12 protein-coding genes and 1 pseudogene are annotated in these 13,367 nt (G+C 68.7%); 7 read left to right on the forward strand and 6 right to left on the reverse strand.

All coding sequences use genetic code 11. The annotated features are described in order from the left end of the window. From ABLE88_RS09775 to ABLE88_RS09785, 3 genes are all read left to right on the forward strand, one after another. On the forward strand, window positions 1-1,128 hold the full coding sequence (locus ABLE88_RS09775) for a succinate--CoA ligase subunit beta (RefSeq protein ID WP_348831353.1): 1,128 nt from the start codon (window positions 1-3) through the stop codon (window positions 1,126-1,128). Beyond that, a complete protein-coding gene (gene sucD, locus ABLE88_RS09780) occupies window positions 1,125-2,024 on the forward strand; it encodes a succinate--CoA ligase subunit alpha (RefSeq protein WP_348831354.1) in 900 nt (299 codons plus the stop codon). The genes ABLE88_RS09775 and sucD overlap by 4 nt, the downstream gene beginning before the upstream one ends. A gap of 152 nt (window positions 2,025-2,176) precedes the next feature. After that, a complete protein-coding gene (locus ABLE88_RS09785) occupies window positions 2,177-2,494 on the forward strand; it encodes an SDR family oxidoreductase (RefSeq protein ID WP_348831355.1) in 318 nt (105 codons plus the stop codon). Here the strand turns inward: ABLE88_RS09785 and ABLE88_RS09790 are convergent. Both ABLE88_RS09790 and ABLE88_RS09795 read right to left on the reverse strand, forming a co-directional pair. Continuing rightward, window positions 2,459-3,403, reverse strand: coding sequence for a bifunctional enoyl-CoA hydratase/phosphate acetyltransferase (locus ABLE88_RS09790; protein ID WP_348831357.1), 945 nt, complete (start codon window positions 3,401-3,403; stop codon window positions 2,459-2,461). The genes ABLE88_RS09785 and ABLE88_RS09790 overlap by 36 nt on opposite strands. 28 nt (window positions 3,404-3,431) lie before the next feature. Further along, window positions 3,432-4,193, reverse strand: coding sequence for an IclR family transcriptional regulator (locus ABLE88_RS09795; protein ID WP_348831358.1), 762 nt, complete (start codon window positions 4,191-4,193; stop codon window positions 3,432-3,434). Between the two features lie 311 nt (window positions 4,194-4,504). Between ABLE88_RS09795 and xsc the strand changes: the two genes are divergently transcribed. Continuing rightward, a complete protein-coding gene (gene xsc, locus ABLE88_RS09800) occupies window positions 4,505-6,298 on the forward strand; it encodes a sulfoacetaldehyde acetyltransferase (RefSeq protein ID WP_348831360.1) in 1,794 nt (597 codons plus the stop codon). Between the two features lie 290 nt (window positions 6,299-6,588). Here xsc and ABLE88_RS09805 read toward each other — a convergent pair whose 3' ends face one another. After that, window positions 6,589-7,569 carry a tripartite tricarboxylate transporter substrate-binding protein gene (locus ABLE88_RS09805; protein ID WP_348831362.1) on the reverse strand — a complete coding sequence of 327 codons (981 nt, stop codon included), beginning with the start codon at window positions 7,567-7,569 and terminating at the stop codon, window positions 6,589-6,591. An 82-nt stretch (window positions 7,570-7,651) separates the two neighbouring features. Beyond that, entirely contained in the window at window positions 7,652-8,395 is a 744-nt protein-coding gene (locus ABLE88_RS09810) for a glutathione S-transferase N-terminal domain-containing protein (protein ID WP_348831363.1), read from the reverse strand. Window positions 8,396-8,616: 221 nt separating this feature from the next. Between ABLE88_RS09810 and ABLE88_RS09815 the strand changes: the two genes are divergently transcribed. Continuing rightward, window positions 8,617-9,906: a CaiB/BaiF CoA transferase family protein gene (locus tag ABLE88_RS09815; protein WP_348831364.1), complete on the forward strand. Its 1,290-nt coding sequence runs from the start codon at window positions 8,617-8,619 to the stop codon at window positions 9,904-9,906. Here the strand turns inward: ABLE88_RS09815 and ABLE88_RS09820 are convergent. Then, window positions 9,903-10,805 carry a LysR substrate-binding domain-containing protein gene (locus tag ABLE88_RS09820; RefSeq protein ID WP_348831365.1) on the reverse strand — a complete coding sequence of 301 codons (903 nt, stop codon included), beginning with the start codon at window positions 10,803-10,805 and terminating at the stop codon, window positions 9,903-9,905. The two genes, ABLE88_RS09815 and ABLE88_RS09820, sit on opposite strands and share 4 nt — an antisense overlap. A 154-nt stretch (window positions 10,806-10,959) precedes the next feature. On the opposite strand from ABLE88_RS09820, the gene ABLE88_RS09825 reads away from it, so the two are divergent. Both ABLE88_RS09825 and ABLE88_RS09830 read left to right on the forward strand, forming a co-directional pair. Then, a complete protein-coding gene (locus ABLE88_RS09825) occupies window positions 10,960-12,240 on the forward strand; it encodes a CaiB/BaiF CoA transferase family protein (protein WP_348831366.1) in 1,281 nt (426 codons plus the stop codon). 47 nt (window positions 12,241-12,287) lie between these two features. After that, window positions 12,288-12,923 (forward strand): 2-hydroxychromene-2-carboxylate isomerase, encoded by a 636-nt coding sequence (locus ABLE88_RS09830; RefSeq protein WP_348831367.1) that lies wholly within the window; start codon window positions 12,288-12,290, stop codon window positions 12,921-12,923. Window positions 12,924-12,993: 70 nt separating this feature from the next. Here ABLE88_RS09830 and ABLE88_RS09835 read toward each other — a convergent pair. After that, a pseudogene (locus ABLE88_RS09835) lies at window positions 12,994-13,152 on the reverse strand (transposase); the annotation flags it as partial. Window positions 13,153-13,367 lie beyond the last annotated feature (215 nt).

Here is a 13,367-nt window from a genome sequence, read left to right on the forward strand (position 1 = left end):
ATGAACCTCGTCGAACAGGCCGCCAAGGCCCTCGTCCTCGCGCCGGCGGGGATTGCGATCCCGCAGGGCCGCCTCTGCCACACGCCCGAGGAGGCGGCCGACGCCTGCGGGGTGATCGGCTCCTGTGTCGTCAAGGCACAGGTGCCCACGGGCAAGCGCGGCAAGGCCGGCGGCATCAAGCGCGCCGACACGCCGCAAGCCGCCCGCGCCGCGGCCGAGGCGATCCTCGCCATGTCGATCGACGGCCATCCGGTCGACGCCGTCCTGGTCGAGGCCTGCGCCGAGATCACGCGCGAATTCTACGCCGCCGTGCTCTCGGACTTCGCCAGCCGGCGTCCGCTGGTGCTGTTCTCGACCGAGGGCGGCATGGACATCGAGGAGGTCGCGGCCTCGCGGCCGGATGCGCTCCGGCGCACCCTCGTCGATCCCGACGCCGGCTTCAGCCGGTTCGATGCCGCCGCCCTGGTGCGCGGCCTCGACCTCGGCCCGGCGCATGATCAGGTGACGGACGTGCTCGCGCGGCTCTATGGCGCCTATGTCGCCAGCGATGCGGAGCTGCTCGAGATCAACCCGCTCGCCGTGCTTTCGGACGGGCGCGTGGTGGCGCTCGACTGCAAGTTCACGCTCGACGATTCCGCCGCCTTCCGCCAGCCCGAGCTCACCGCTGCGGCGGCGTCCGAACCGGCGACCGATCTGGAGCGGCGCGCGGCTGCGGCCGGGCTCAAATTCATCCAGCTCGACGGCGATGTGGGCGTGCTTGCCAACGGCGCGGGGCTCACCATGACGACCATGGACGTCATCGCCCATTTCGGCGGCCGGCCCGCCAATTTCCTCGAGATCGGCGGCGAAGCCTACACCAAGGCGGAGACGGCCCTGGACCTGGTGCTCTCCAATCCCGGCGTGAAGAGCCTGGTCGTGAACTTCTGCGGCGCCTTCGCGCGTACGGACGTGATGGCGGAAGGGGTGGTCAAGGCCTGGGAGGTCCTGCGGCCGACCTTGCCCGTTTATTTCTCGATCCACGGCACCGGCGAGGACGAGGCGGTGCGCCTGGTGCGCGAGCGCCTCGGCATCGAACCGTTCGATCTCATGGAGGATGCGGTCAAGGCCGCGGTGGAGGCAGCCCGATGATTATCTTTCGCAAGCATCACCGCGTGCTCGTCCAAGGCATGACAGGCAAGCAGGGCTCGTTCTGGGCGGAGAAGATGATGGGGGAGGGCACCCGCATCGTCGCCGGCGTCAATCCCAAGCGGGCCGGGCAGACCCATCTTGGCGTGCCGCTCTTCGCCACCGCCCGGGAAGCGGCGCGCGAGGCGCCGTTCGACGTGGCGGTGATGTTCATCCCGCCGGCCGCGGCCAAGGACGCGGCGCTCGACGCCATCGATGCCGGCGCGGGACTCCTTGTGGTGCTCACGGAGCACATTCCGGCCCACGACGTGATGGCCATGCACCGCGCGGCGGCCCGCAGCGGCACGCGGATCATCGGCCCCAACACGGCCGGCCTGGTGACCCCCGGCGAAGGCTTCGTCGGCATCATGCCGGGACACAATCCCAACATCTTCAAGCCCGGCCGCATCGGCGTGATCTCCCGCAGCGGCAGCCTCGGGACGCTGATCTGCCTCAACCTCACCCGTGCCGGCCTCGGCCAGTCCGCCTTTCTCGGCATCGGCGGCGATCCCATGATCGGCACCACCACCCGCGACGCGCTGCAGGCCCTCGACGAGGACCGCGGCACCGACGCGGTGGTGATGGTGGGCGAGATCGGCGGATCGATGGAGGAGAAGGCGGCGGAATATGCGGCCCACATGAAGAAGCCGGTCGTCGCCTTCATCGCGGGCCGCGCCTCGCCGCCCGGCAAGAAGATGGGGCACGCCGGCGCGATCGTGACCGGCAGCGCCGGCGGCTATCCCGCCAAGCGCGCGGCCCTCGAAGCGGCAGGCATCACCGTGGTCGACACGCCGGCGCAGATCACCGACGCGGTCTCAGAACGGCTCCCGGCGAGGCCGCAGGCCTTGGCTGCGACCTGACGCGGCAAGGTTCCGCGGCCGGCCGCTTCCCGCGGCCGGCCGCGCCCAACGCACAGCGCGGCAGGCGCTGGAATTGATCTGGCTGGCGGTGGCGATCCCCTTCGCCTTCATCTATCGGGCGGTCCACCGCCCGCAGGCGGCGCTGTTCGGAATTGTTCGACACGCGGGTGCGCCATAGCGGCATCTCGTTCGTCTATCAGTTCCCCGGGATGTTCGCGCGCGGCCTCGCCCCGATCATCGCCACCGAGCTGTTGCGGGTCGGCGACACCACGCCGTGGCTGGTCGCCTTGACCAAGGGGCTCGCCCGCGAGCTCGGGCCCCTCGGCATTGCCGTGAACGCCATCGCCCCTTCGGTGGCGGACCCGCCCATCGCCCCGGAGACGCTCCCAGGATCGGCACGGGCAATTAAGGCGCGCGGCGACGCGAAGGGCGCCTCAATGGCGCGGTCCGGGCGGCCCGCGCATGGATAGGGCGGCCAGCGCGCAGGAGACGACGCGGGCCTGCAGGGAATCGGAGCGGCTGGTGAGGATGATGGGAACCTTGGTGCCGAGCACCAGGCCCGCGCAGGCTGCGCCCCCCAGATAGACGAAGGACTTGTAGAGGCTGTTGCCTGAATTGAGATCCGGCACCACCAAGATGTCCGGCTCCCCGGCCACGTGGGAGACGATGCCCTTCGTGGTCGCGGCCGTCAGCGACACCGCATTGTCGAAGCCGAGCGGCCCGTCGATGATGGCGCCGGGGATCTGGCCCCGGTCGGCCATCTTGCACAAGGCCGCCGCGTCGATGGTGGCGGGCAGGTCGGGGTTGACGGTCTCCACGGGTGCGAGGATGGCCACCTTCGGATCGGGGATGTGGAGGCGATGGGCGAGCTCCACCGCATTGCGGATGATGTCCGCTTTCTCCGACAGGCCCGGTGTGATGTTGATGACCGCGTCGGTCAGCATCAGGGGCTTGTGGTAAGCGGGGCAGTCGAACCAGAAGACATGGCTCATGCGCCGCCCCGTGCGCAACGGGCTGTCGCGGCCCACCACCGCGCCCAGAAGCTCGTCGGTATGGAGCGAGCCCTTCATGATGGCCGCGATCTCGCCGGCGCCGGCCATGGCCACCGCCCGCCGTGCGGCGCTGACGGGATCAGGGGCCTCCACCATCTCGATCTGGGCGAGGTCTGCGCCCGTTTCCGCGGCGGCCTTCAGGATCAGCGCCCGCGGGCCGATGAGCACGGGCAGGATGAAGCCGCAGGCCGCGGCCTCAAGGGCCGCGGCAAGGGCTCCGGCCTCGCACGGATAGACCACGCCGACCCGCGCCGGCCCATTGCCGCGGGCTTGCTGCACAAGAATGCCGAGCCTCGGATGGGAAGCGCTCATCTCTAGCATCGACATTGGCGTGCTCTCCGGTCGAAAGTTCAGGTCATGTCAGCGTTGTCGCCAGGGCCTCCGCCGCCGATCGGAGCGCGGGAAGGCGCGCGTCGGCATTGGCGCGGGACAGGCGCACGATGGGGGCTTGGAGCGCCAAGGCCGCCACGCATTCGCCTCGGGCGAGATCGAAGATCGGCACGGCGATGCAGAAAAGGCCGGAGAGGAACTCCTCATCGTCCAGTGCGTAGCCTTGCCGTTTCACCTTGGCGAACTCTTCATCGAGCGCGGCCAGATCGGTGAGGGTGTTGGGGGTGTAGCGCTTAAGGCCGGTCGCGCGCAGCAGCCGCTCGCGTTTGGCCGGCGACATCATGGCCAGGAACAATTTGCCCGACGCCGAGCAGTGCGCCGGCACGTGCGAGCCCTTCTGGAACGCGACCCGCAAGGGCAGGGCGGCCTCGACACGGTCGAGATAGATCACCTCATAGCCCTGAAGCACGGTGAAATTGCAGGATTCCCCGAGGTCGGCGGCCACCTTCTGCAGGATCTGGTGGCGCCGCATCGAGCCCGGGCTGTTGGCGAGGATGGAGAAGGCGAGCGTGGTCGCCCGCGCCGCCAGCTCATAGCGCCGCCCATCGGGCAGGCGGTGGATCAGATCGGCGTTCTCCAGCATGGCCAGCCATCGGTGAAGGGTCGGCTTGGGAAGGTCCGCCACCTCTGTGAGCTCCGCCAGCGTGGGGGCATGGTCCATGGAGGCGATGACCTCCAGGAGGCCGAATGCCTTCATTGCGGGTGGGGCGTCAGGGATATCGTCCATCTCCACCATGCTCCTATTCCATTTTTTGTCGCATTTGAAGACAAAAATCGAAATTATCTCTTGCGGCCAGGATCGGCAGCGGTCAGATTTCCGGCGTGCGGCGTCGGTTCGATGGCCGCACGGTCCGCGGAAGCTAGCGGTGAACTCCATGGCCGAAGTCAAGGGCGGGCGCGCGGGCACCGGCCACGGCCGCCGCGTGATCCGAGGAGACATCGCAAGAGCTGAGGGACGTACCGATTTGGGACCGCGCACCGGGTATCGCCGCGCATGGGTGATGTCCGCGTCCGTGCACCCGGCCAAGGAGAAGCACCATGAAGATGACCACCGAAGAGGCGTTCATTAAAGTTCTGCAGATGCACGGCATCGAGCACGCCTTCGGCATCATCGGCTCGGCCATGATGCCCGTGTCCGATCTGTTCCCCGCGGCCGGTATTACCTTCTGGGACTGCGCCCATGAGACCAATGCGGGCCTCATCTGCGACGGCTACAGCCGCGTGACCGGCAAGATGGCCATGGCCATCGCCCAGAACGGCCCGGGCGTCACCGGCTTCGTGACCGCCATGAAGACCGCTTACTGGAACCACACGCCGATGCTGCTGGTGACCCCCCAGGCGGCCAACAAGACCATCGGCCAGGGCGGCTTCCAGGAAGTGGAGCAGATGGCCCTGTTCCGCGACATGGTCTGCTACCAGGAGGAGGTGCGCGATCCCTCCCGCGTGGCCGAGGTCCTGAACCGGGTGATCGAGAAGGCCTGGCGCGGCTGCGCTCCGGCCCAGATCAACGTGCCGCGGGACATGTGGACCCAGCAGATCGATATCGAGCTGCCGCAGATCGTGCGCCTTGAGCGCCCCTCGGGCGGCAAGGCCGCCATCGCGGAGGCGGCCAAGCTCCTGTCGGAAGCCAAGTTCCCGGTGATCCTCAATGGCGGCGGCGTGGTGATCGGCGACGCCATCGGCGAATCCGCGGCGTTGGCCGAGCGCCTCTCGGCGCCGGTGTGCTGCGGCTACCAGCACAATGATTCCTTCCCCGGCAGCCATCCGCTCGCCGTGGGGCCGCTCGGCTATAACGGCTCGAAGGCGGCAATGGAGCTGATCGCCAAGGCCGACGTGGTGCTGGCGCTGGGCACCCGCCTCAACCCCTTCTCCACCCTGCCCGGCTACGGCATCGACTACTGGCCCAGGGACGCCAAGATCATCCAGGTGGACATCAATGCCGACCGCATCGGCCTCACCAAGAAGATCACGGTGGGCATTTGCGGCGATGCCAAGCAGGTGGCCCAGCAGATCCTCGACCAGCTCTCCAACGCGGCGGGCGATACCGGCCGCGAGGAGCGCAAGGCGCTGATCCACCGCACCAAGTCTGCCTGGCTGCAGACGCTGTCCTCCATGGACCACGAGGAGGACGATCCGGGCACCTCCTGGAATGCCGATGCGCGCGCGCGCGAGAAGAACCGCATGTCGCCTCGCCAGGCCTGGCGGGCGATCCAGGCGGGCCTGCCGCGCGACGCCATCCTGTCCACGGACATCGGCAACAACTGCGCCATCGGCAACGCCTATCCCGCCTTCGAGGCGGGCCGGAAGTATCTGGCGCCGGGCATGTTCGGGCCCTGCGGCTATGCCTTCCCGGCCATCATCGGCGCGAAGATCGCCGCCCCCGACACGCCGGTGTTCGGTTTTGCGGGCGACGGCGCGTTCGGCATCTCCATCAATGAGATGACCTCCATCGGCCGCGACGAGTGGCCGGCCATCACCATGGTGGTGCTGCGCAACTATCAGTGGGGCGCGGAGAAGCGCAACACCACGCTCTGGTACGACAACAATTTCGTCGGCACCGAGCTCGATCTCAAACTGAGCTATGCCAAGATCGCCGAGGGCTGCGGCTTCAAGGGCGTGGCGGCGCGCACGCCGCAGGAGGTCACCGAGGCTCTGAAGAACGCGGCGGAGGACCAGAAGAAGGGGATCACCACCTTCATTGAGGTCATCTTGAACCAGGAGCTGGGCGAGCCCTTCCGCCGCGACGCGATGAAGAAGCCGGTGCGTGTCGCCGGCATCGACCGGGCCGACATGCGCCCGCAGCAGCCGATCCGGGCTGAAGCGGCCGAGTGAGGTTCACGAACCCCTGAGTCCCGGCCGGGTGAGCGCCTTGGCGCCCACCCGGCCGTTTGGCATTTCCCAGGAACGTGCCGTTTCCCGCAAGGCCCATCTGTCCCTCTCGGAGCGCCCGAGGGTTCGAGAGGGGCGGCGCCCGGCGATCCCGGCCATGCCGCCCGCCTTCGGCGCCCGAAAGAGCGTTGCTTGGGCGCCGCAAGCTGAGCCTGTCATGCTCGAAGCTCTTCCGTCAAAACGGCGGGCGCGAAGCCGCGCCGCGGGCCTTGGCGAAGAAGACACGCAGGTGATCAGTTCCGCGCCGACTGGCCCTGGCCGAGCACGGTGTGCCAGCGCACGATCTCGGCCGCGAGCTTCGCCTTCAGCGCCGCCGGCGTCACCGCGCCGGGTGGCACGACCAGGGCACCGAGCTCGTTGAAGCGTTGCTTGATCTGCGGATCCTCAAGGGCTGCGAGCAGCGCGCGCTGCAGCTTCTCCACCACTGCCGCAGGCGTCCCCTTGGGCGCATAGAGGCCATGCCAGATGGTGAGGCTGAGGTCGGGCACGCCGGATTCCGCCGCGCTCGGCACCTGCGGCAGCGTGGGCAGCCGCGCCGCCGTGGTGGTGGCGTAGACCTTCACCTTGTCGGCGCGGATGTAGCTGGTGGTATTGGTGGTCTGGTCGCACATGAAGTCCACCTGGCCGCCGATCAGGTCGATCATGGCCGGCCCCGTCCCCTTGTAGGGCACGGTGGTCAGGTCGAGGCCGGTGAGATTCATGAACAGCATGCCGCACAGATGCGAGGCGGTGCCGGGGCCGGCATTGGCGTAGGTGATCTTGTCCTTGTTCTTGCGCGCATAGTCGATCAGCTCGGCGAGCGTCTTCGGCGGCAGGTCGGGCCGCGAGACCATGGTCATGGGCACGTCGGCGATCAGGCCGATGGGCTCGAACGCGGTCTGGGAATCGTACGGCGCGTTCGGATAAAGGGTGGGCGCCGTGGCCTGGCCGATGTGATTGAGCAGCAGCGTGTAGCCGTTCGGGTCGGCCTTCGCCACGCGTCCGGCACCCAGCGTGCCGCCCGCGCCGGCGACGTTCTCCACGACGATCCGGCCGCCGAGATTGCGGCTCATGGCGTCGGCGACGAGACGCGCCACCGTGTCGGTGGGGCCGCCGGCGGCATAGGGCACCACCATGGTGATGGCCCGGTCGGGAAATGTCTGCGCGCTGGCGCCGGCGGCAAGCATGAGCATGGCGGCCGAGGCGGCGGCCGCCCCGAGCAGAAATTTCTTCATCTTTTCCTCCCCGGGCCGCGCCCGACGTGACCTGCCATCTGTGCTGCGGGGCCGGCCGGCAGAAACCGCCCCGTTGTCCGGTTCAGCGCGCGGGCGCCTGATCCTGCCCGTCGTTGGCGCGGCGGGCGGCTTCCGAGAACTGGGTCTGGCCGAAGAGCGCGTCCCAGGCCGCGCCCTCTGGCTTGGCCCGGTTGCGCGCGTGGCGCTCCTTCAGCACCGCGAGGCCGCGCTGCACCGCCGGGCGCGCGCGCACGGCGCCGTACCAGCGCAGGACGTTGGGAAAATCCTCAAGCCTCTGGCCCTGCCAATCGTGGGCCCGCAGCCAGGGATAGACCGCCATGTCGGCGAGGGAATAGCTGCCGGCGAGGTACTCCGCCTCGCCCAGCCTGCGGTCCAGCACGCGGTAGATGCGCGCCGCCTCGGAGGTGTAGCGCTCCACGGCATAGGGGATGGTCTCGGGCGCATAACGGCGGAAATGGTGCGCCTGCCCGAGCATCGGGCCGAGGCTCCCCATCTGGAACATCAGCCACTGGACGACGTCGTAGCGCGCGCGCATGTCCTGCGGCAGGAAGCGGAAGCCGCTCTTCTCCGCCAGATACATCATGATCGCGCCCGACTCGAACAGCGCGTAAGGCGACCCGCCCGGCCCGTCATGGTCGACGAGGGCCGGAATCTTGTTGTTCGGGCTGATCTTCAGGAACTCCGGCGCGAACTGCTCGCCCTTGCCGATATGGATCGGAACGACAGTGTAGTCCCACCCCAGCTCTTCGAGCAGGATCGTCACTTTGTAGCCGTTCGGTGTGGTCCAGAAATAAAGCTCGAGCACGGCATGCCTCCGGTCCACGAGACGCTAGAAAGGGGACTGCACTGCGTCCAAGACGTTCAGAGTTTGGTTCGATAGGTGCCGCGACTTGGAATGGCGCTCGCGGCCCCTCATGTCTTGGCGCGACTTGAAGCAGACCTCGCGCATATTGGACCTGCCCGGCCGCCGGCTTTCATAAGCAGGGGAACCGCTCGTCCCCGGGATGGCCCTCAAGGAGCCGAGGAATGGATCCGCGCCCCGCAATGCTCACCGGCTACACGGTGATCGACATCACGCAGTTCGTCGCCGGTCCGACCTGCACGCGGCTGCTGGCGGAGATGGGCGCAGACGTGGTGAAGGTGGAACTTGCCCCGTTCGGCGACCGGGCAAGGGTGCAGGGCCTCAAGGCGCAGAATGCGGCGAAGGACGCGGCGCCCCACTCCACCTATTTCTTCCAGCACAACCACTCCAAGCGCTGCGTCGCGCTCGACTTCAAGCATCCGCAGGGGCGCGCGCTTCTGCGCACGATGATCGCCAAGGCCGACGTGGTGGTGGAGAACTTCGCCCCGGGCGTGATGGCGCGCGCGGGGCTGTCCTATGAGGACCTGAAGGCGATCAATCCGCGCCTCGTCATGTGCTCGATTTCGCTTGCGGGCCAGAGCGGTCCCCTCGCCGACCGGCCGGGCTACGACTATATGGGCCAAGCCTATGCGGGCATCACCGGGCTGGTGGGCGAGCCGGACGGCAGCCCGGCCATGATCACGATGGCCATCGGCGACGTCTCGACCGGGGTCTCGGCGGCGCTCTCGGTGGTCGCGGCGCTGCTCCACCGCGAGCGCACCGGCGAGGGGCAGCATGTGGAGGCGACCCTGGTCGACACCTACTTCCACATGCACGAGGCGAGTGTGCCGCGCATCGCATTACGCGGTGGCGCCTACGAGCCGAAGCGGACCGGCTCGCAGCATCCGGACGGCGGCCCCACTGGCATCTTCCGCTGCGGTGACGGCCGGTTCATCACGCTGATGTCGCTGGCCCACCAGTGGCCGCAGCTGGTCGCGGCCATGGGCCGGCCGGAACTGCTGAAGGACCAGCGCTTCGCCACGCCCGGCGCGCGCAAGGCGAACAACGACGCGCTGAAGGACATCCTCGAAGACTGGCTCGCCCATGTCGGCACGCGCGAGGACTGCCTCGCCGCGCTGGAGCAGGAACGCGTGCCGGCCGCCCCGGTGCTGACCCTCAACGAGGTGGTGGCGCAGCCCCACCTCAAGGCGCGCGGCACCGTGCGGCGCGTCCATGATCCGGCGATCGGCAGCTTCGACGTGCCCGGCATGCCCGTACGCTTCTCGGCATGGGCGCCGGACGCGGGGCCGAAGGCGGGCCGTCTGGGGGAGCACAATGAGGAGGTCCTGAAGGGGTTCGGCCTGTCCTCCGGCGAGATCGCCCGGCTCTACGCCGAGCAGGTCCTGGTGCGCGATCCCGCCCTCGATGCGGCGGCGCGCGACGGGGCGCCGTCGCCCCGGCCCTTCGCGTCCTAGCCGGTCCGCTTCAGGCGCGCGGCGGCGTCGAAGATGGCGCGCACGAGCGCCGAGCGGTCGTCGTAGCGCCGCGCCAGGCACACGCCGGTCACCGCGCCTTCGTCCGCCAGCGGGCGGAATTTCACGCCGTCGAACTTCAGCCGCTCCAGCGATGCCGGCAGGATCGACACGCCGACGCCGGCGGCGACGAGACCCATCATCGTCGGCGTCGCGCTCGCCTCCTGCCGCACATGCGGGGCGAAGCCGCCATTGCGGCACAGATCGATCACCTGCTGATACAGGCCGGTGCCGATGCCGCGCGCGTAGAGCACGAACGGCTCGCCGGCCAGCGCCGAGATGGGCAGCGCGCCCCGCTTGCGGGCGAGCAGATGGTCCGAGTGCATCACCGCCATCAACGGCTCCCGGGACAGCGCGGTGAGCGCCAGCGCCTGCGGCGCCGGCTCCAGCGGCCGCACGAAGCCGACGTCGAGGCGGCCCTCCAGCAGTGCGTCCACCTGCTGGAAGGTCGGCAGCTCCTTGAGGTCCAGATGCACGTCCGCATGGGTATTGCGGAAGGTGTAGATGAGGCGCTGGAATTCGGTGACGAAGGGCGCGGAGCCGAAGAAGCCGACGCGGAGCTCTCCGGCCTCGCCCCGGTGCACCCGCTCGGCCATGGCGGCCGCCTGGTCCACGCGCGCCAGCACCTCCTTCGCCTCGGCGAGGAACAGCTTGCCCGCGTCGGTGAGCGCGACGCGCCGGTTGGTGCGCTCCAGAAGGCGCGCGCCGAGGATGCGCTCGAGGGCGAGGATCTGCTGGCTCAGGGGCGGCTGCGAGATGCCGAGGCGCTCGGCGGCGCGCCCGAAATGCAGATCCTCCGCGACGGCGACGAAATAGCGGAGATGGCGAAGCTCGATGCTCATGCCCGAGATATCTAGCAGGTCAGCGCCGGGGTTCGTAGCCGGCTGCGCCATCACGTGAGGTCGCCCGGCATATCAAACGGGACGCACCGGATATTGGACACCGGGGCCCGCAGACGAGAGGTTCGGGGCTCTCCCATCGAACGCGGCCGCAACCATGCTGAAGCCATCGCCGGACCCAGACGACATCGCCCCGCGGACGGCGCCGGACCGCATCCTGTCGGGGGTGCGGGTGCTCGATCTCTCGCGCTTCCTGTCGGGACCGCAGACGACGCTGTTCCTCGCCGCGCTCGGCGCCGAGGTGATCCGCATCGACGATCCCGCCAAGGGCGATCCCACCTTCGACGCCCCGCCTTTTCTCGGCGCCGCGGGCGTGTCCTTCACGCGCGCCGCGCCGGAGGATGTGGGCATCGCCTATCTCAAGCGCTCGCGCGGCAAGAAGTCGGTGAGCCTCGACCTGAAATCGCAGGAGGGGCGCGAGCTGTTCCTGCGGCTGGTGGAGAAGGCGGACGTGGTGGTGGAGAACTTCCGCGTCGGCGTCACCGAGCGGCTCGGCATCACCTACGACACGCTGAAGGCGCGCAATCCGCGCATCATCCACTGCGCCATCACCGGCTACGGCTCCACCGGGCCCGAGCGCCACCGCAAGGCGTTCGACCTGATGGTGCAGGCGGCGAGCGGGTTCATGAGCATCACCGGCGCGCCGGACGGCGCGCCGAGCAAGACCGGCTCGCCGCTCTCCGACGGCATCGCCGGCACCTTCGCCTTCGCCTCCGTGCTCGGCGCGCTCTATCAGCGCGAGCGCACGGGCGCCGGCCAGTTCATCGACGTGTCGATGACCGACTGCCTGATCTCGCTGGTGTTCGACGAGCCGTTCGACTGCTACGGCACGCTCGGCCTGCCGCTGCGCCAGGGCAACCGCATCACCCGGTTCTCGCCGTTCAACACCTATCCCACGCGCGACGGCATGGTGGCGATCGGCGCCGGCACCGAGGACGACTGGCGCGCTCTGCTCGGCGTGATGGGCCGGGACGACCTGCTGCACTGCCCGGACCACATGAGCCGCGGCTGGCGCATCGCCAACAACGACCGGGTGGACGCCGTGGTGGGCGCCTGGACCGCGACCCGCGACACCGCCGAGGTGGTGGCCGCGCTCGACGCGCGCGAGATTCCCTGCGGGCCGATCCGCCGCATCGAGGAGGTGGCGTCCTGGCCGCACATGATCGCCCGGCGGATGCTGGAGCCGCTCGTCAATCCGCTGGCGCCGCAGGCCGGTGGGGCGGTGGCGCCAGCCTTTCCGGTGAAGTTCTCGCACGCCGAAACCAGCTATGCCGAGCAGGCCCCGCTCCCGCGCGTCCACAACGGCGAGGTGTACACCGACATCCTCGGCCTTTCCCCCGAGGAACTGGCGCGGCTGTCGCAGGCGGGCGTGATCTAGCGCACCGCGCCAGCCGCCGCAGGATCCGCTGACAACAGGAGGACGCCATGAGCAAAGTAATTGATTTCTATTGGGATCTGGGCAGCACGAACAGCTATTTCGCGCTCCATCTCATCAAGCCGATCGCCGCCAGGCACGGCGCCCGGGTCGTGCCGCACCCCTTCAATCTCGGCTACGTGTTCCGCAAGGAGAATTACGTGCTGATGGAGGAGCCGAAGGCCAAGCTGCGCGCCCGCAAGGCCGACCTGATGCGCTGGGCGAGGAAGCACGACCTGCCGTTCTCCATGCCGACCAAGTTCCCGATGAAGACCAGCCCGGCCCTGCGCGGCGCCCTCGCCATGCGGCGCTTCGACAAGGAATGGGCGTTCATGGAGCAGATCTTCGCCGCCTATTGGGAGCGCAACGACGCCGCCGTGGGCGAGGTCGCCGGCCTCCTGCCCATCGCCGCCGGGCTCGGCGTCGACACGGCCCGGTTCGCGGCGCTGGTCGAAAGCGCGGAGATCCGGGCCGAACTGATCGCCGAGACCGACCGCGGCATCGCGCGCGGCGCGTTCGGCGTGCCCATGTTCTTCGTAGGCGATGAAATGTTCTGGGGCAAGGACCGCATGGAGTTCATCGACGACGAACTCACCTCTCCCAGCCCGCCGCGGCTGCGGCGCCCGCAGGCGGCCGCGCCAGTCTGAAGACAGGCTGCACACCTGCCTTTACCTGCGACTGAACGCAGGCAAGCGTGTTCAGGATGGCGGCCAGGCCGCGGGCCACGGCGGCAGGCTTGCCGTACCGTTTCCTCCACTCGTAGAGCGAGTACTTGCTGATCCCCAGCCGCGCCGCGGCCTCCGCAACCGGATAGCCCCGCCCGGTGATCTGAACGACCGCGTCGCGCTTGAAGTCCTCGGTGAAGTTCGCTTTGCCCGTCGGGGCCTTCTTGCCTCAAAATTTAGGGAAGAAGGCGTCCAGGAATCCAGGGGCGGTTCAGACGATTCCGCGCTGGTGAGCATCTATGAGGCGCAGCTGCGCAAGCTGCATGACGAGGAAAATCGCATGGCCGAGAAAGCGGCCAGCGGAGCCCATCCAAAACGCAGCTTCGAGGAAGCTTTTCGAACCTGCTTCAGTTTCCTCTCAACCCC

The sequence above is a fragment of the Xanthobacter luteus genome, from assembly GCF_040049235.1.
Classification (GTDB): Bacteria; Pseudomonadota; Alphaproteobacteria; order Rhizobiales; family Xanthobacteraceae; genus Xanthobacter.